General features: G+C 73.5%; 16 protein-coding genes. 10 read left to right on the top strand and 6 right to left on the bottom strand.

The annotated features are described in order from the left end of the window. Nucleotides 1-2: 2 nt before the first annotated feature. On the bottom strand, nt 3-662 hold the full coding sequence (locus tag ACQEUU_RS25600) for an endonuclease V (protein WP_433070374.1): 660 nt from the start codon (nt 660-662) through the stop codon (nt 3-5). Nucleotides 663-748: 86 nt separating this feature from the next. On the opposite strand from ACQEUU_RS25600, the gene ACQEUU_RS25595 reads away from it, so the two are divergent. From ACQEUU_RS25595 to ACQEUU_RS25585, 3 genes are all read left to right on the top strand, one after another. Next, nucleotides 749-1,993, top strand: a complete 1,245-nt coding sequence (locus ACQEUU_RS25595) for an alpha/beta hydrolase (protein WP_433070371.1) — start codon at nt 749-751, stop codon at nt 1,991-1,993. Nucleotides 1,994-2,031: 38 nt separating this feature from the next. Further along, nucleotides 2,032-3,330 (top strand): FAD-dependent oxidoreductase, encoded by a 1,299-nt coding sequence (locus ACQEUU_RS25590; protein WP_433070369.1) that lies wholly within the window; start codon nt 2,032-2,034, stop codon nt 3,328-3,330. Nucleotides 3,331-3,428: 98 nt separating this feature from the next. Further along, entirely contained in the window at nt 3,429-4,169 is a 741-nt protein-coding gene (locus ACQEUU_RS25585) for a sulfite exporter TauE/SafE family protein (protein ID WP_433070366.1), read from the top strand. Between the two features lie 24 nt (nt 4,170-4,193). Here ACQEUU_RS25585 and ACQEUU_RS25580 read toward each other — a convergent pair whose 3' ends face one another. From ACQEUU_RS25580 to ACQEUU_RS25560, 5 genes are read right to left on the bottom strand one after another with little or no spacing between them, the layout of a single operon-like run. Beyond that, entirely contained in the window at nt 4,194-4,874 is a 681-nt protein-coding gene (locus ACQEUU_RS25580; RefSeq protein WP_433070364.1) for a type 1 glutamine amidotransferase, read from the bottom strand. A gap of 28 nt (nt 4,875-4,902) precedes the next feature. Next, complete coding sequence (locus ACQEUU_RS25575; RefSeq protein ID WP_433070361.1) at nt 4,903-5,730, bottom strand: bifunctional 5,10-methylenetetrahydrofolate dehydrogenase/5,10-methenyltetrahydrofolate cyclohydrolase; 828 nt, start codon at nt 5,728-5,730, stop codon at nt 4,903-4,905. A 59-nt stretch (nt 5,731-5,789) separates the two neighbouring features. Next, nucleotides 5,790-6,320, bottom strand: a complete 531-nt coding sequence (locus ACQEUU_RS25570) for a hypothetical protein (protein WP_433070359.1) — start codon at nt 6,318-6,320, stop codon at nt 5,790-5,792. Between the two features lie 51 nt (nt 6,321-6,371). Beyond that, a complete protein-coding gene (locus ACQEUU_RS25565; RefSeq protein WP_433070356.1) occupies nt 6,372-7,421 on the bottom strand; it encodes a LacI family DNA-binding transcriptional regulator in 1,050 nt (349 codons plus the stop codon). Continuing rightward, nucleotides 7,418-8,734: a rhamnulokinase gene (locus ACQEUU_RS25560; protein ID WP_433071984.1), complete on the bottom strand. Its 1,317-nt coding sequence runs from the start codon at nt 8,732-8,734 to the stop codon at nt 7,418-7,420. The genes ACQEUU_RS25565 and ACQEUU_RS25560 overlap by 4 nt, the downstream gene beginning before the upstream one ends. Nucleotides 8,735-8,902: 168 nt before the next feature. Here ACQEUU_RS25560 and ACQEUU_RS25555 point away from each other — a divergent pair, with 168 nt between their 5' ends. The 7 genes from ACQEUU_RS25555 to ACQEUU_RS25525 all read left to right on the top strand — a co-directional run bounded on the left by ACQEUU_RS25555 (nt 8,903) and on the right by ACQEUU_RS25525 (nt 17,130). Further along, nucleotides 8,903-10,399 carry a sugar ABC transporter ATP-binding protein gene (locus ACQEUU_RS25555; RefSeq protein ID WP_433070354.1) on the top strand — a complete coding sequence of 499 codons (1,497 nt, stop codon included), beginning with the start codon at nt 8,903-8,905 and terminating at the stop codon, nt 10,397-10,399. After that, nucleotides 10,396-11,427, top strand: a complete 1,032-nt coding sequence (locus ACQEUU_RS25550; protein ID WP_433070351.1) for an ABC transporter permease — start codon at nt 10,396-10,398, stop codon at nt 11,425-11,427. Before ACQEUU_RS25555 ends, ACQEUU_RS25550 begins: the two co-directional genes overlap by 4 nt. Then, nucleotides 11,420-12,394, top strand: coding sequence for an ABC transporter permease (locus ACQEUU_RS25545; RefSeq protein WP_433070349.1), 975 nt, complete (start codon nt 11,420-11,422; stop codon nt 12,392-12,394). Before ACQEUU_RS25550 ends, ACQEUU_RS25545 begins: the two co-directional genes overlap by 8 nt. Continuing rightward, nucleotides 12,391-13,473 carry a rhamnose ABC transporter substrate-binding protein gene (gene rhaS / locus ACQEUU_RS25540; RefSeq protein WP_433070346.1) on the top strand — a complete coding sequence of 361 codons (1,083 nt, stop codon included), beginning with the start codon at nt 12,391-12,393 and terminating at the stop codon, nt 13,471-13,473. Before ACQEUU_RS25545 ends, rhaS begins: the two co-directional genes overlap by 4 nt. Nucleotides 13,474-13,559: 86 nt before the next feature. Then, on the top strand, nt 13,560-13,871 hold the full coding sequence (locus ACQEUU_RS25535) for an L-rhamnose mutarotase (RefSeq protein WP_433070343.1): 312 nt from the start codon (nt 13,560-13,562) through the stop codon (nt 13,869-13,871). Between the two features lie 17 nt (nt 13,872-13,888). Then, a complete protein-coding gene (gene rhaI, locus ACQEUU_RS25530) occupies nt 13,889-15,034 on the top strand; it encodes an L-rhamnose isomerase (protein ID WP_433070340.1) in 1,146 nt (381 codons plus the stop codon). Then, nucleotides 15,034-17,130, top strand: a complete 2,097-nt coding sequence (locus ACQEUU_RS25525) for a bifunctional aldolase/short-chain dehydrogenase (protein WP_433070338.1) — start codon at nt 15,034-15,036, stop codon at nt 17,128-17,130. Before rhaI ends, ACQEUU_RS25525 begins: the two co-directional genes overlap by 1 nt. Nucleotides 17,131-17,138 lie beyond the last annotated feature (8 nt).

Genomic DNA, 17,138 nt, shown 5'->3' with positions numbered 1-17,138 from the left:
CGTCATCCGCCGTGCCTGGCCAGGTGGTCGGCGCGGCGGATCGGCTCGGGCAGCCGGTGGCGGGGCGTCAGCCGCAGCACCTGGTCGGTGGCCGTGTCCAGGGACAGGCGATGGCCCTGCGAGACGAACACCGGCTTGACGCCGTCACGGGTGCGCACGGCCCGCCCCGCCACCGCCCCGTCGAGCACGAGGGGCGTCCACGCCCCGCGTTCCCGCCCCGGCTGCTCGTACGCGCCCACGAACGGGGTCTTGCCGACGCCCAGCGCGGGCAGCCCGGTCAGCACGCCCACGTGGCAGGCCAGCCCGAAGCCGCGCGGGTGCGCGAGCCCGTACCCGTCGCAGACCAGCAGGTCCGGCGTGACCGTGAGCCGGCGCAGCGCCTCCACCAGGGCGGGCAGCTCGCGGAAGGCGAACAGCCCGGGAACGTACGGGAAGGCCGCCACGCCGTGCGTCACCACCTGCTCCACCACCGCGAGCGTGGCCGCGTCCAGCACCACCACGGCGGCGGACAGCTCGTCGTCGCCGTGGTAGTGCACGTCCAGGCCCGCCACCGTGGCGAAGCGGGCGGGACCGGTCAGCTCGACGCGGGGGCGCAGCCGCTCCTGGATCGCCTCCGCCTCGGCGACGCTCTCCGGCCAGGGATGAGGAAGCTCGACGCGCATCAGGTCAACGTACGCCGCACGTCTCCCATACCGATACAAGGTTAAGCAAAGCCCCAGATGGCGAAACTTCTATAGTGTCGGAAGTCATGAGTGATGTCCTGGTGCTGGTCGGCCCCGGACTGGCCGCAGACGAGGCCCTCCTCGGCGAGATCGCCGAACGCGAGTTCCTTTCCCTGGGCGTGCGCGGTGTCATCACGCACGTCCGCGACCCGGCCGACGTGCGCTCCCGCATCCGCCGCAGGCACCCGGGGCCCGGCGGCGGCCAGGACGAGCGGCACAACCCGAGCGGCCACGCGATCGTCATCCTGCCGGGACCCGGCGACCTGCGGGCGCTGATGGCCGAGCCGCTGGGACCGGTCACCTGGCTGGACATCTGGCGCGCGGACGGCGCCGAGGTGGCCGAGGACGCCACCCACATCCACGGCCGGGGTCTCGCCGGCCTCCGCTGGGCCATCCGCCACTCGGTCCACCGGCTCAGGCACCCCCACGTCCGCATCCCGTACGGACCGCACCGCGACCAGTGGGGGCACCTGTACCTGGGCACTCAGGACCAGAGCGGCGGGAGCGCGGGCGTGGACGGCGACGCCTCGGCGCTGCCGCGAAGACGCGGCGGAACCCCGTCGGCCCCGGCCGGGCCGGCGGACGGACCGACCGGGGAACCCCGGCCCGTGGTGGTGCTGGTGCACGGCGGGTACTGGCGGTCGATCTGGGGGGCCGACCTGATGGAGGCGCTCTGCGCCGATCTGGCCGGGCGCGGGCTCGCCGTGTGGAACCTCGAGTACCGCCGCCCCGACCTGCACGGCTGGGACGCCACCACCGCCGACGTGGCCGCCGGCGTGGAGGCGCTGGCCCGGCTGGACGCGCCGCTCGACCTGGGACGGGTGGCGATCGCGGGGCACTCGGCCGGAGGCCAGCTCGCGCTGCGCGCCGCCGCCGACGGGGCCGCGGTCGTGCTGGCCGTGTCCCTGGCCGGGGTGCTCGACCTCGTCGAAGGCGACAGACGGTGGGTCAGCGCGGGCGCCGTGGCCGCCGCGCTCGGCGCCGCCACCTGGGACGAGACCCCCGGCCCGGCGCGGGCCGCGGCCGAGCGGGCGTACGGCGGGGCGTCGCCGCTGGTGCGCGTGCCGATCAAGGTACGGCAGCTCGTCGTCCAGGGCTCCGGCGACGACCCGGACCTGGTGGACTTCGGCCGCAGATACGCGCGGGCCGCGGCGAACGCCGGCGACGAGGTGACCTATCTGGAAATGGTGGGCGACCACTTCGCCGTCATCGATCCCCGCACCCCCATCTGGGCGGCCACCGCCGAGGCCGTCGTGGAAGCGCTCGCCTAGCTCTGGACATCGGGGCGGCTCGCCCGTACGAAGGAGACATGGAGGTCACGATCGTCGGCGCGGGCCTCGTCGGCTGCCTGCTCGCCTGTTTCCTCGCCCGCCGTGGCCACCAGGTCACGCTGTACGAGCGCCGCCCCGACCCGAGGCTGGCCGGCGCGGACGGCGGCCGGTCGATCAACCTGGCGATCTCGGAGCGGGGCATCGACGCGCTGCGCCGGCTGGGGCTGGACCGCGAGGTGCTCAAGGCGGCGATCCCGATGCCGGGCCGGATGATGCACGCCCTCGACGGCGAGCTCACCTTCCAGCCCTACAGCGCCGACCGGGGGCACGCCATCAACTCCATCGGCCGCGCCGAGCTCAACAGGATCCTGCTCGACGCCGCCGCCGCCATGCCGGGCGTGCGGGTGCTGTTCGAGCACCGGCTGACCGGGCTGGACGAGCGGACCGGCGAGCTGGAGTTCGGCTCGGGCGTCACCGCCCGCGCGCGGGTGGTGATCGGCGCCGACGGCGCGTACAGCGCGGTCCGCGACCGGTTGCGGGCGCTGCCCGGCGTCGGCTTCAGCCAGGAGTACCTCGACTACGGCTACAAGGAGCTGACCATCCCGCCCAGGGACGGCGGCTACGCCATGGAGCCGGGGGCGCTGCACATCTGGCCGCGCGGGCGCGCCATGATGATCGCCCTGCCCAACCCCGACCGGTCGTTCACCTGCACCCTGTTCTGGCCGCACGAGGACCTGGCCGCGCTCGACACCCCGCAGCGCGTCAGGGCCCGCTTCGCCGCGCAGTATCCGGACGCGTTCGAGCTCATGCCGGACCTGGTCGAGGACTACCGGGCCAACCCGGTCGGCCACCTGGTGACCATGCGCTGCCACCCCTGGCACGTGACCACCGGCGAGGTGACGGCCGGGCTGATCGGCGACGCCGCGCACGCCATCGTCCCCTTCTACGGCCAGGGCGCCAACTGCGGCTTCGAGGACTGCGTCGAGCTCGACCGGTGCCTGGACGAGACGGGCGACGACTTCGCCGCGGCGCTGGCGCTGTTCGAGCGGCGCAAGACCGACACCGACGTGATCGCCCGCCTGGCGCTGGAGAACTTCGTGGAGATGCGCGACAAGGTCGGCTCCCGGCTGTTCCTCGCGGGCAAGCGGCTGGAGCACGCGCTGGAGCGGGCGCTGCCCGGCCGGTACGCCTCCCGCTACGAGCTGGTGTCGTTCACCACCACCCCGTACTCCGAGGTGGAGCGCCGGGTCGCCCGCCAGCGCCGCTGGGCCGCCGCGGCCGGGCTGTCCGCCGCCCTGCTGGCCGCGGGACTCGCCCGTACGCTGCGCCGCCGCTGATCGGCTCACCCGTACGGCGCGCTGGAGGTGAGCGGCGGACGGCCGGTCACCTGTACGCGCGTCGCCGGTGAGAGGCGGGCGCCGCCTAGCATGTGCGGGTGATCGTGGGAGAGGTGCTCGGCCTGCTCGCGGTCGGCGCGTTCGCCGGAGTGGTGAGCACGGTGGTGAGCCTGGCGTCGATCGTGTCGTACCCCGCGCTGCTCGCGTTCGGGCTGTCGCCGCTCGCCGCGAACGTCACCAACACGGTCGCCCTGCTGTTCACCGGCCTCGGCGCGGCCTTCGGCTCGCGGCCCGAACTGGCCGGCCAGGGGCCGCGGGTGCTCCGGCTGGGCTGGCTGACCATGCTCGGCGGCGCCACAGGCGCACTCCTGCTGCTGGTCACCCCGTCCGAGACGTTCGAGCAGATCGCCCCGTGGCTGATCGGCCTGGCCTCGCTGCTGCTGATCCGGCCGCCCCGGGGCGGCCGGCACAGGGAGCACGGGCTGCTCATGCGCTGCGCGCTGTTCGCCGTCGCGATCTACGTCGGCTACTTCGGGGCGGCGGGCGGCATCCTCATGCTGGCGGTGCTGTCGTCGATGCTGGAAGGCACCCCGGCCAAGCTGAACGCCCTGAAGAACGTCCTGTCCGGCATGGCCAACGCGGTCGCCGCGACCGGTTTCGCGCTGTTCGGACCGGTCGACTGGGGCGCGGCGGTGCCGCTGGCCCTGGGTTTCCTGCTGGGCGGCTGGTTCGGCCCCAAGATCGCCCGCCGCCTCCCCGGCCAGAGCCTGCGCTACCTCGCCGCCGCCTGCGGCCTCGCCGTCGCGGTCAAACTCGGGTACGACGCGTACACCGGCTGACCTCCCCCGGGCCGTACGGCGGCGTCAGACGAGGTCGGCGAAGCGGAGCGCGACCTGCCGCCAGATCGGCGTCGAGACCGGCTCGTCGGCCACCGCGCGTGCGTACACCTCGTCCGGGTCGAACCCGTCCGCCCGCCACTCCCGGATCCGGGCGGGCAGCACCTCCGGATGGAACTGCACGCCCCACGCCCGGTCGCCCACCCGGAACGCCTGGTAGGGGCAGCTCTCGGTCTCCGCCAGCCACACCGCGCCGGGCGGCAGCGCGGTGATCGCGTCGACGTGGTGCTCGACGGCCGGGACCACCGGGGGCAGGTCGTGGAAGAGCGGGTCACCCGCCGCCTCCGCCCGGATGGTGACCGGCAGGCTGCCGTTCTCGGGCGCGCCGGCGTCGGCGGTCACCTCCCCGCCCGCCACCTCGGCGATCATCTGCCCGCCCAGGCAGACGCCGAACAGCGGCACCTCCCCGGCCAGCGCCTCGGCCACCAGCTTGCGGGTCGGCGCCAGCCACGGCGCGCGGTGGTCGTCACCAGGGAGGTAGCCGCCGCCCAGCACGATCAGCGCGTCGTGTTCCAGCCGGTGCGGCATCGGCCGGCCGTCGTAGGCGTGCACCACGTCCAGCCGCAGCCCGGCCTCCTCCAGCCAGCCGCCGAGCCGGCCGGGGCCGCCGCTCCGGCTGTTCTGCACCACCAGGACGTCACGGGTCACAGGTCTTCCATCCGGTCGATGATCGGTCTCACGGGAGGTTAGCCGCCCTGGCGGTGTGGCGCAGCAGCAGCGCGGTGGTCACCGGGCCGACGCCGCCCGGCACCGGTGTGAGCGCCCCGGCCCTCGCCGACACCGCCTCGGCGTCGACGTCGCCGGTCAGGCCGCCGTCGCCGGTCGGGTTGGTGCCGACGTCGACGACGACCGCGCCGGGCGCCACGTGGCCCGCGCCGATCAGCCCCGCCCGGCCCACCGCCGCGACCAGCACCTCGGCGGTGGCGGTGACGGACGCCAGGTCGCGGGTGCGCGAGTGGCACACCGTGACCGTGGCGTGCCGGTCGAGCAGCAGGTGGGCCAGCGGTTTGCCGACGACGGCGGACCGGCCCACCACGACCGCCCGCCTGCCCGCCAGCTCGACGCCGTGGTGGTCGAGCAGCGCCATCACCGCGGCGGCGGTCGCCGGGACGAACGCGGGCAGCCCGGCCGCCAGCCTGCCCAGCGAGAGCGGGTTGGCGCCGTCGACGTCCTTGCGCGGGTCGATGGCCCCGGCCAGCTCCTGCGCGGAGGCGCCCGGCGGCAGCGGCGTCTGCAGCATCAGGCCGTGCACGCCGGTGTCGGCGCTCAGTCTGGCGAGGCTCTCGCGGATCTGCTCGGGGCGCGCGGCGGGGCCGAGGTCGACGAGGTCGGCCGCGATGCCCACCCCGGCCGCCGCCTTGGCGATCGAGCGCACGTACCACAGGCTGGCCTCGTCGCCGGTCGCCACCACCACGGCCAGCCGCGGCTGCGGCCCGGCCGCCACCTCGGCGGCGGTCTGCGTCCTGATCGCCTCAGCCAGCTCCTTGCCGATCAGCTTCCTCACGCGCCCGCCCTCCCCCCGTCAGCATGCGGGCATTCTTCCAGGTCGGCCCCCGTGGCGGGTCAGTCGCGGCGCATGGGGCGGGTGACGTCGTCACTGCGCCAGGGCTCGCGGGCGTACGGGCCGGGGGCCTGCTGATCGGGGTACGGCTGAGGGCTGGAGGAGGTCTCCGGATGGTACGGGAGGGACGGCGCGCTCGGCGCTGGCCGGCCGCGCCAGCGCGCGGGGAAGGCCGACGCCACCAGCAGCAGCACGCCGAGAAGCAGCAGGAACCCCAGATAGCCGAGGTTCAGGTACCCGGCGGACAGGGGCCGGGGCAGCCAGTCGCGCGGCAGGACGCGCAGCCCCGTCAGCTCCAGGATCGGCAGCAGCCCCAGCACGGTGTACTGCAGCCCGCCCAGCAGCGACGCCACCGGCGACAGCCGCGACCCGGCCAGGACCGCCAGCCCGGCCGCCGCGGCCAGCAGCACCCCGAGGGCCGTCCAGGAGACGGCGAGGTAGCGCTGGGCGGAGAGCGTGAACTCGGCCGTCCCGTACAGCAGCGCGAGGAGGATCAACGGCGGCAGGACCAGTCCGGCGACGAGCCCGAGCACATGACGAACACCGTTTGTCATAGATCATCCCGTTGTTCGGTTAGTGCCAAGCTACCTGGTGGATTCGCGTACCACGAGATCAGGCTGGAACATGATCTGCTGATGGGCGTGCGTGCCGGGGTTGTCGCACTCGTCCAGCAGCAGCTCGGTCGCCGTGCGTCCGAGCTGGTAGGTCGGCTGCCTGATGGAGCTGAGCGAGACGGCCGAGGCCGAGGCGAAGTCGATGTCGTCGTACCCGATGAGCGACACGTCCTCCGGCACCCGCACGCCCGCCTGCAGCAGCCCCCGCAGCGCCCCCAGCGCGAGCAGGTCGTTGGCGCAGAACAGCGCGTCCGGCGGCGCGTCCTGGGCGAGCAGCTTCTCCGCGGCCTGCTGCCCGGCGGCGGCGGTCATCGCGGGCATGGCGATCTCCCGCAGCTCGCCGGGGTCGCGCCCGGCGGCGGCCAGCGCCCGCTCGGCGCCGCGACGGCGGTCCTGGCACTGGCGCATGGCGGCCGGCCCGGTCACGTACGCCACGCGGTCGGCACCGCCCGCCAGCAGGTGCTCGACGGCCATCGCCCCGCCCGTCACGTCGTTGACCGCGACCGCGCACTGGTCGGGCCGCTCGGCCGGATGGTCGACGAGCACCACGCTGATGCCGCGCTCGCGCAGCCGGTCGAGCCGGACCGGGTCCTGGTCGGAGGGGGTGATGAGCACCCCGCGCACCCGCTGCTCGGCGAAGACGAGCAGGTTGCGCTCCTCTTTGACGCGGCTGCCGGAGGAGTTGCCCAGGATGACGGCGTAGCCGCGCTCGCTGGCCAGGTCCTCGACGCCGGCGGCCACGTCGGTGAAGAACGGGTTGCCGATGTCGATCACGGACAGGCCGATGGTGCGGCTGTGGCCCGCCCGGAGCGTGGAGGCCGAGCCGTGCCGGACGAAGCCCAGCTCCCTGATCGCGTTCTCCACCCGGTCGCGGGTGGCCTCGGCCACCTTCCCCGGCCGGTTGAGCACGTTGGAGACCGTGCCGGGCGACACCCCCGCCAGGGCCGCGACGTCCTTGATCGACGGGCTCTGCCGGATGCCCCCGGCAGGCTGCGCCTCGTCCCGACCTTCGGTGCTCATCCGCGTTCCCATGGCTCGTAGGGGTGCCCTGGCCGGTAGGTGCGCACGCCCGCGCCGCGCCGGACCAGCTCACGCATCTCGGCCAGGCCGCCGACCAGGCCGCGCGCGCGAGCCTGGACCAGCGCGTTGCCGAGCGCGGCCGCCTCGACGGGCCCGGCCACGACCGGCAGGCCGGTCGCGTCGGCGGTGAGCCGGCACAGCAGCGTGTTCAGCGACCCGCCGCCGACCAGATGGACGACCTCGACCGGCCGGCCGCTGAGCCGGACGGCGTCGGCGATCGCCCGCTGGTAGGCGAGGGCAAGGCTCTGCAGGATGCATCGTACGACCTGCGCGGGTCCCTCAGGGGCAGGCTGCCCGGTACGGGCGCAGTAGGCGGCGATCCTGCCCGGCATGTCGCCCGGCGGCAGGAACGCCGGGTCGTCCGGGTCGATGACGGCGCCGGTGCGCGCGGTCTCCGCCTCGGCCAGCAGCGGCTCCAGCGGCGGGCCGCCCCAGGCGCGCAGGCACTCCTGGAGGATCCACAGGCCCATGACGTTGCGCAGGTAGCGGGTGGTGCCGTCGAGGCCGGCCTCGTTGGTGAAGTTGGCCAGGCGGCTCTCCTCGGTGAGCACCGGCGCGGGCAGCTCGACGCCCACCAGCGACCAGGTGCCGCAGGAGACGTAGGCGAAGCGGTCGGTCTCGGCGGGCACGGCCACCACCGCCGAGGCGGTGTCGTGCGAGGCGACCTTGACCACCTCGGTGGCGTAGCCGACCTCGCCGGCCACGTCCGGCCGCAGCGGGGAGGCGCCCGCCGCGAAGCCGGGGAAGATCCGCCGGGGCAGCCCCAGCTCGTCGATCAGCTCCCAGGCCCAGTCCCGCCCGCGCACGTCGTACAGGGCGGTGGTGGAGGCGTTGGTCCGTTCGGCCCCGGCGGTCCCGGTCAGCCAGTAGCCGAGCAGGTCCGGGATCATCAGCATGGTCTCGGCCCGGTCGAGCCGCTCGCACAGCAGCTGGTTGACGGTGTTGAAGGGCAGGAACTGCGTGCCTGTCACCTCGTACGGGTCCACCCGCTCGGTGAAGCGGGCGGTGCGGGCGTCGCGGTAGTGCACCGGGTTGCCGATCAGCCTGCCGTCGCCGTCGAGCAGTCCGTAGTCCACCGCCCACGCGTCGACGCCCACCGACTCGGCGGGGCCGGCCCTGCGCAGCCCGTCCAGCACACCCTGGTAGAGGGCGAGCACGTCCCAGTGCAGGGTTCCCGCGACCCGTACGGGCCGGTTGGCGAAGCGGTGCACCTCCTCCAGCTCGATCCGCCCGCCGGTCACGGCGGCGCTCATCACCCGCCCGCTGGAGGCGCCCAGATCGACAGCCGTGAATCGCACGATCCCGATTAAAACGTAGCAACAGCATCTTCGCCAGACATCCGACCCGGGCATTGACGGTCACCGGTCGAACACCTACATTCCGAGAACATCCCGTTAAAACGTTTGTTGTCCGGAGGGCACATGAGTGGTCCCCCCACCCTCGCGCTCGTGAACGTCAGCAAGTCGTTCGGCGCCGTACGGGCCCTGCGCGAGGTGTCGCTCGAGCTGTTCGCCGGAGAGGCGCACGCGCTCGCTGGGGAGAACGGCGCCGGCAAGTCCACGCTGGTCAAGACGGTCGCCGGGGTGCACCGGCCGGACAGCGGCCAGATGCTGCTGGACGGCGAGCCCGTCGTCTTCCACGGCCCCGCCGACGCCCAGCGGGCCGGCGTGGCCGTCATCTACCAGGAACCCACGCTCTTCCCCGACCTGTCCGTGGCCGAGAACATCGTCCTGGGCCGCCAGCCGCGCACCACCCTCGGCCGCGTCGACCGCCGCGCCAGGCGCGCCCTGGCCGCCGAGCTGTTCGCCCGGCTCGGCGTCGCCCTCGACCCCGAGCAGCCCGCCCGCGGCCTGTCGATCGCCGACCAGCAGCTCGTCGAGATCGCCAAGGCCATCTCCAGGGACGCCAGGGTCCTGGTCATGGACGAGCCGACGGCCGCGCTGTCGGGCAACGAGGTGGCCCGGCTGTTCTCGGTGGTGGAGGCGCTGCGCGGCCAGGGGTGCGCGGTCCTGTTCATCTCGCACCGGCTCGACGAGATCTTCTCCCTCTGCGGGCGGGTCACCACCCTGCGCGACGGCGGCCTGGTCGCCTGCGAGCCCGTGGCCGGGCTGACCCACGACGAGCTGATCCGGCGCATGGTCGGGCGCGAGCTCGGCGCCCTCTACCCCAAGCAGGAGACGACCGCGGGGGAGGTGGCGCTCCGGGTCGAGCGCCTGACCAGGGAGGGCGTGTTCACCGACGTCTCGTTCGAGGTGCGGAGGGGTGAGATCGTCGCGCTCGCCGGCCTGGTCGGGGCAGGACGCAGCGAGGTGGCCAGGGCGATCTTCGGTATCGACCGGTGGGACGCCGGGGCCGTCCAGGTGGACGGGCGCCCGCTGCCCGCCGCCAGCCCGACCGCCGCCATGGCCGCCGGGCTCGCCCTGGTGCCGGAGGACCGGCGCCAGCAGGGCCTGGTCATGGCGCTGTCCATCGAGCGCAACATCGGCCTGACCGGGCTGCGCTCGCTGCGCCGCGGCCTCACCCTCTCCCGCGCCGCCGAACGCGACCGGGCCCGGGACTGGGCGCTGCGCCTGCGGCTGAAGTTCGCCCGGCTCTCCGACGGGGTCGGCGTGCTGTCCGGCGGCAACCAGCAGAAGGTCGTGCTCGCCAAGTGGCTGGCCACGAGCCCGTCGGTGCTCGTCGTGGACGAGCCCACCCGCGGCATCGACGTCGGCACCAAGGCCGAGGTGCACCGGCTGCTGTCGGAGCTGGCCGGGCAGGGCATCGCCGTGCTGATGATCTCCTCCGACCTGCCCGAGGTGCTCGGCATGGCCGACCGGGTGCTCGTCATGCACGAGGGCCGGCTCACCGCCGAGATCCCGCGCGCCGAGGCCACCGAGGAGAGCGTCATGACCGCCGCCACCGGGAGGGCGGCATGACCGCCACCACCGCCCGGCCCGAGCCGGCGGCCCGCGGCCGGGGCGCGCGCAACCTGGTCGACCTGGTGTTCAGGGCCCGGGAGCTGAGCCTGGTCATCGCGCTGGCCGCGCTCGTCGGCGGCACCACCGCCGCCAACCCGAACTTCCTGTCCGGGCAGGGCGTCGAGGACATCCTGCTGAACACCGCGATCCTCGCGCTGCTGGCCGTCGGCCAGTCCATGGTGGTCATCACCCGCAACCTCGACCTGTCCGTCGGCTCGGTGGTCGGGCTGGTCGCGTTCACCCTCGGCGACCTGCTGGCGAGCGGCTGGGGCCTCGTGCCGGGCGTCGTCGCCGGGGTGGCGCTCGGCGCCGCCTGCGGGCTGCTCAACGGCCTGCTCGTCAGCTTCGGCCGGGTGCCCGCGCTGGTCGTGACGCTCGGCACCCTCTACGTCTTCCAGGGCGTGTGCCACTACGTCGCCGCCGGCCGCCAGATCAACGCCGCCGACCTGCCGCCCGCGCTGCTGTCGCTGGGCAACGGGGCCGTGCTCGGCGTGCCGTACCTGCCGCTCATCACCGTGGTGATCATGCTCGTGATCGGGTACTACCTGCGCGCCTACCCGAGCGGGCGGGAGTTCTACGCGATCGGCTCCAGCCCGGAGGCCGCCCGGCTGGCCGGCGTCCCCGTCCGCCGCCGCGTCCTGGCCGGATACCTGGTCAGCGGCTGCCTGGCCGGGCTCGCCGGGGTGCTCTGGCTGGCCCGGTTCGGCACCGTCGTCGCCGACTCGGCCGGCGGCTGGGAGCTGCTGGTGATCAGCGCGGTCGTGGTCGGCGGCGTGGCCATCACCGGCGGCGTGGGGAGCGTGTACGGGGCGGCGCTCGGCGCGATGCTGCTCACCGTGATCGGCAGCGCCCTGGTCGTGCTCCGGGTCAACCCGTTCTGGCAGCAGGCCATCACCGGCGCGCTGCTCCTGCTCGCCATCAGCGTCGACCGGGTGCTGGCCCTGCGGGTCGCCCGGCTGCTCAGAAGGAGGAGCCGCCATGGCTAGAGCGCTCCGCTGGGATGTGATCATCGGCCTGCTGCTGGTCGCGGTGTTCGCGGGCGGCGCGCTCGGCTCGCCGTCGTTCGCCACCGCCGGCAACCTGTCGTTCGCGCTCGGCGACCTGGGTGAGATCGCGCTCATCGCGCTCGCCATGACCATGCTCGTGGTGGCGGCCGAGGTCGACCTGTCGGTGGCGTCCGTGCTGGGCCTGTCGAGCGCGCTGGTCGGCGCGCTGTGGGACGCCGGCCTGGCCATCGAGACCATCATCCCGCTCGTCGTGCTGGTCGGCGCGGGATGCGGGCTGGTCAACGGGCTGCTCGTGACCCGGCTCGGGCTGCCGTCGCTGGCCGTCACGATCGGCACCCTCGCCCTGTACCGAGGGCTGGCGTACGTGGTGCTCGGCGACCGGGCGGTGGCCCGGTTCCCGCCCCAGTACACGGCGCTGGCCGTGGACGACGTGCCCGGCACGTTCGTGCCGTACCCGGTCGCGCTGTTCGCGCTGCTGGCCGTGGTCGTCGCCGTGGCTCTGCACGCCACCGGGTTCGGCCGCGCGCTGTTCGCGATCGGCGCGCAGGAGCAGGCCGCGTTCTTCGCCGGGATCCGGGTCAAGCGGATCAAACTGGCGCTGTTCGTGATCTCCGGCACGGTCGCCGCCTTCGCCGGGGTCGTCTTCACCCTGCGCTACGGCTCGGCCCGCGCCGACAACGGGCTCGGCGTCGAACTGGCGGTGATCGCCGCCGTGCTGCTGGGCGGCGTCGACTTCGACGGCGGCAAGGGCACGCTCGGCGGCGTCGTCGCCGGCGTGCTGCTCATCGGGCTGCTGCGCAACCTGCTCATGCTCAACGACGTCTCGACCGAGATCCAGTCGATCGTCACCGGCCTGCTGCTCATCGTCTCGGTGCTCACCCCCCGCCTCATCTCCCTGCTCAAACCGGTCAGAACCGGCACGTCGGCACTGAAAGGAACCCCATGAGACCGATGCGCCTCGCCGCCCTCACTACCGCCCTCACCACCGTGCTCGTCCTCGGCGCCGCGGCCTGCGGCGGCACCACCAAGTCGAGCGTCACCTCCGCGCCCGCCCAGCCGCCCGCCTCGTCCGCCGCGGCCTCCGCCGACCCGAACGCGCCGATCAAGCAGGGCCTGAAGCTGGCCTTCCTGCCCAAGCAGATCAACAACCCGTACATGACGATCGTCGCGACGGCGGGGGCCGAGGCGGCCGGGGAGTTCCAGGGCGAGGCCAAGGAGGTCGGGCCGTCCGACGCGTCGGCGTCCTCGCAGATCTCCTACATCAACACCCTCACCCAGCAGGGCCACGACGCCATCCTCATCTCGGCCAACGACCCCAACGCCGTGTGCGGCCCGCTCCAGCAGGCCAGGGACAAGGGCATCAAGATCGTCTCGTACGACTCCGACGCCGCGCCCGAGTGCCGCGACCTGTTCATCAACCAGGCCGACTCCGAGGAGGTCGGCCGCAGCCAGGTCAAGCTGCTCGCCGAGATGATCGGCCACAAGGGCGAGATCGCGATCCTGTCGGCCACGGCCAACGCCACGAACCAGAACACCTGGATCGAGTTCATGAAGGACGAGCTGTCCAAGGCCGAGTACAAGGACATGAAGCTGGTCAAGGTGGCCTACGGGGACGACGAGGACCAGAAGTCGTTCACCGAGACGCAGGGCCTGCTGCAGGCATATCCGGAGCTGAAGGGCATCATCTCGCCCACCACCGTCGGCGTCGCGGCGGCGGCCCGCTACCTCTCCGGCTCCAAGTACAAGGGCGAGGTCGTCCTGACCGGCCTGGGCACGCCGAACCAGATGCGCCAGTTCGTCAAGGACGGCACCGTCGAGAAGTTCGCCCTGTGGAACCCGAAGGACCTCGGCTACCTGGCCTCGTACGCCGCCGCCGCGCTGGTGTCCGGGCGGATCACCGGCGCCGAGGGCGAGACGTTCACGGCGGGCAGGCTGGGGGAGCGGACGATCGGCGCGAACGGCGAGGTCATCCTCGGCCCGCCGTTCACCTTCGAGGCCGGCAACATCGACGACTTCGACTTCTGACCCCCATTTTCCGAACTACATCGACATCCGCCGTACGCGCGTCCCGGGACCGTCCCGGGGCGCGCGTCGCGGGGAAGGAGGAGACCGTGGAGCGGGTGTGCTTCCTGCTGCGGGTACGGCCGGACCGGCTCGACGAGTACCGGGAACGGCACCGGCACGTGTGGCCGGAGATGCTCGACGCGCTGCGCGAGGCGGGATGGCGCAACTACTCGCTCTTCCTGAGCGACGACGGCCTGCTCGTCGGCTACCTGGAGACCGACGACTTCGAGGCGGCGCAGCGCGCGATGGCGGCCACCGGGGTGAGCGCCCGGTGGGAGACCGACATGGCGCCGTTCTTCGCGTCCGGCCGGGCCGACGAGGGACGGGTCAGGCTCGCAGAAGTTTTCCATCTGGATTGAATCGGGGACCTCTTGTCATGATCAAGGAACAGCTCCGCGGGCAGCGGATCGAGACGCCGTCGTGGGCGTACGGGAACTCCGGCACCCGGTTCAAGGTGTTCGCCCAGCCGGGGGTGCCGCGCGACCCGTACGAGAAGATCGCCGACGCCGCGCAGGTGCACGCGTTCACCGGCATCGCGCCGACGGTGGCGCTGCACATCCCGTGGGACAGGGTCGACGACTACGCCGCCCTGGCGCGGCACGCCGCCGGCCTGGGGGTGGGGATCGGCGCGATCAACTCCAACGTGTTCCAGGACGACGACTACAAGCTGGGCAGCGTCACCCACCCGGACCCGCGGGTGCGGGCCAAGGCGCTGGCGCACCTGCTGGAGTGCGTGGACGTCATGGACGCCACCGGGTCCGGCACCCTCAAGCTGTGGTTCTCCGACGGCACCAACTATCCGGGGCAGGACGACGTCCGCGACCGCCAGGACCGGCTGGCCGAGGCTCTGGCGGCGGTGTACGACCGGCTCGGCGAGGACCAGCGCTTCCTGCTGGAGTACAAGCTGTTCGAGCCCGCCTTCTACATGACCGACCTGCCCGACTGGGGCGCCGCGTACGCCCACTGCGTCAGGCTCGGCCCGAAGGCGCAGGTCGTGGTCGACACCGGCCACCACGCGCCGGGCACGAACATCGAGTTCATCGTGGCGTTCCTGCTGCGCGAGGGGAAGCTCGGCGGCTTCGACTTCAACTCCCGCTTCTACGCCGACGACGACCTCATGGTGGGCGCCGCCGACCCGTTCCAGCTCTTCAGGATCATGTACGAGGTCATCAGGGGCGGCGGCTTCACCGAGCGGACCGCCTTCATGCTGGACCAGTGCCACAACATCGAGCCGAAGATAGCCGGGCAGATCCGCTCGGTGATGAACGTGCAGGAGGCCACCGCCAAGGCGCTGCTCGTCGACCGGGACGCGCTGGCCGCGGCGCAGCGGGCCGGTGACGTGCTGGGCGCGAACGCCGTGCTCATGGACGCCTACAACACCGACGTGCGGCCGCTGCTGGCGGAGCTGCGGGAGGAGATGGGGCTGGCGCCCGACCCGATGGCCGCCTACGCCAAGTCCGGATATTTCGAGAGAATCGCCGCCGACCGGGTCGGCGGCGCCCAGGCCGGGTGGGGCGCCTGATGAGCCCCGACAAGAACCCCGCCGACAAGAGCCCCACCGGCAAGAGCCCCGCCGAGAAGAGCCCCGTCGACCAGCTGCTCACCCGCTCCCACACCCTGGGCGCCGACCCGCGCAACACCAACTACGCCGGCGGCAACGCCTCCGTCAAGGGCGCCGGCCACGACCCCGTCACCGGCGGCGACGTCGAGCTGATGTGGGTCAAGGGCTCCGGCGGCGACCTGGGCACGCTCCAGGCCGGCGGGCTGGCCGTGCTCCGCCTGGACCGGGTGCGGGCGCTGGTGGACGTCTACCCGGGCGTCGAGCGCGAGGACGAGATGGTCGCCGCCTTCGACCACTGCCTGCACGGCAGGGGCGGCGCCGCGCCGTCCATCGACACCGCCATGCACGCCCTGGTCGACGCCGCCCACGTGGACCACCTGCACCCCGACTCCGGCATCGCCGTCGCCACCGCCGCCGACGGCCCCGAACTGACCGAGCGGATCTTCGGCGACCGCGTGGTGTGGGTGCCGTGGCGGCGGCCCGGTTTCCAGCTCGGCCTGGACATCGCCGCCATCAGGAAGGACCGTCCGCGGGCCGTCGGCTGCGTCCTCGGCGGCCACGGCATCACCGCCTGGGGCGACACCAGCGAGGAGTGCGAGCGCAACTCGCTCGACATCATCCGCACCGCCGAGGCGTACATCGCCGAGCACGGCCGCCCCGACCCGTTCGGGCCGGTGGTCCACGAGCCGCTGCCGGAGGAGGACCGGCTGCGCCGCGCCGCCGAGCTGTTCCCCGTGGTGCGCGGCCTGGCGAGCACGGACGCCCGGCAGGTCGGCCACTACACCGCCACCCCCGAGGTGCTCGACTTCCTGTCGCGGGCCGAGCATCCCCGGCTGGCCGCGCTCGGCACCTCCTGCCCCGACCACTTCCTGCGCACCAAGGTCGCCCCGCTCGTGCTCGACCTGCCGCCGGACGCGCCGCCGGCGGACGCGGTGGCCCGGCTGCGCGAGCTGCACGCCCGCTACCGCGAGGACTACGCCGCCTACTACCGGCGGCACGCCGGCCCGGACTCGCCGCCGATGCGCGGCGCCGACCCGGCGGTCGTGCTCGTGCCGGGCGTCGGCATGTTCAGTTTCGGCAAGGACAAGCAGACCGCCCGGGTGGCCGGCGAGTTCTACGTCAACGCGATCAACGTGATGCGCGGCGCCGAGGCGCTGTCCCGCTACCGGCCCATCGACGAGGCGGAGAAGTTCCGCATCGAGTACTGGGAGCTGGAGGAGGCCAAGCTCCGGCGGATGCCGAAGCCCAGGCCGCTGGCCGGGCGGGTCGCCCTGGTGACCGGTGGCGGCTCCGGCATCGGCGCCGCCACCGCCCGGCGGCTGGCCGCCGAGGGCGCCTGCGTGGTCGTCGCCGACCGCGACCTGGCCGCCGCCGAGAAGGTCGCCGCCGAACTGGGCGCCGCCGCCCACCGCCCGCGCGACGTCGCCGTCGCGGCCGGCGTGAACGTCACCCGCGAGGACCAGGTCCGGGAGGCGGTCCGGCAGGCCGTGCTCGCCTTCGGCGGCGTCGACCTCGTGGTCAACAACGCCGGGCTGTCGCTGTCGCGGTCGCTGCTGGAGACCACTCTCGACGACTGGGACCTGCAGCACGACGTGATGGCGCGCGGCTCGTTCCTGGTCTCCCGCGAGACCGCCCGCGTCATGATCGGCCAGGGGATGGGCGGTGACATCGTCTACATCGCCTCCAAGAACAGCGTCTTCGCCGGGCCGGACAACGTCGCCTACGGGGCCGCCAAGGCCGACCAGGCCCACCAGGTACGGCTCCTCGCCGCCGAACTGGGCGGCCACGGCATCCGGGTGAACGGCGTCAACCCCGACGGCGTGGTCCGCGGCTCGGGCATCTTCGCCTCCGGCTGGGGCGCCAACCGGGCGGCCGTGTACGGGGTGGAGGAGGAGAGGCTGGGCGAGTTCTACGCCCAGCGGACGCTGCTGAAGAAGGAGGTGCTGCCGGAGCACGTGGCCGCGGCCGTGTTCGCGCTCACCGGAGGCGACCTGTCGCACACCACCGGCCTGCACGTCCCCGTCGACGCCGGGGTGGCCGCCGCGTTCCTCCGCTGACCCCCGTA

Origin of the sequence: Nonomuraea sp. CA-218870 (assembly GCF_050936535.1) — a bacterium.
Lineage (GTDB): Bacteria > Actinomycetota > Actinomycetes > Streptosporangiales > Streptosporangiaceae > Nonomuraea > Nonomuraea corallina.
The sequence above is the reverse complement of the archived record's forward strand: the minus strand, read 5'-3'. Positions and strand labels throughout refer to the sequence as shown.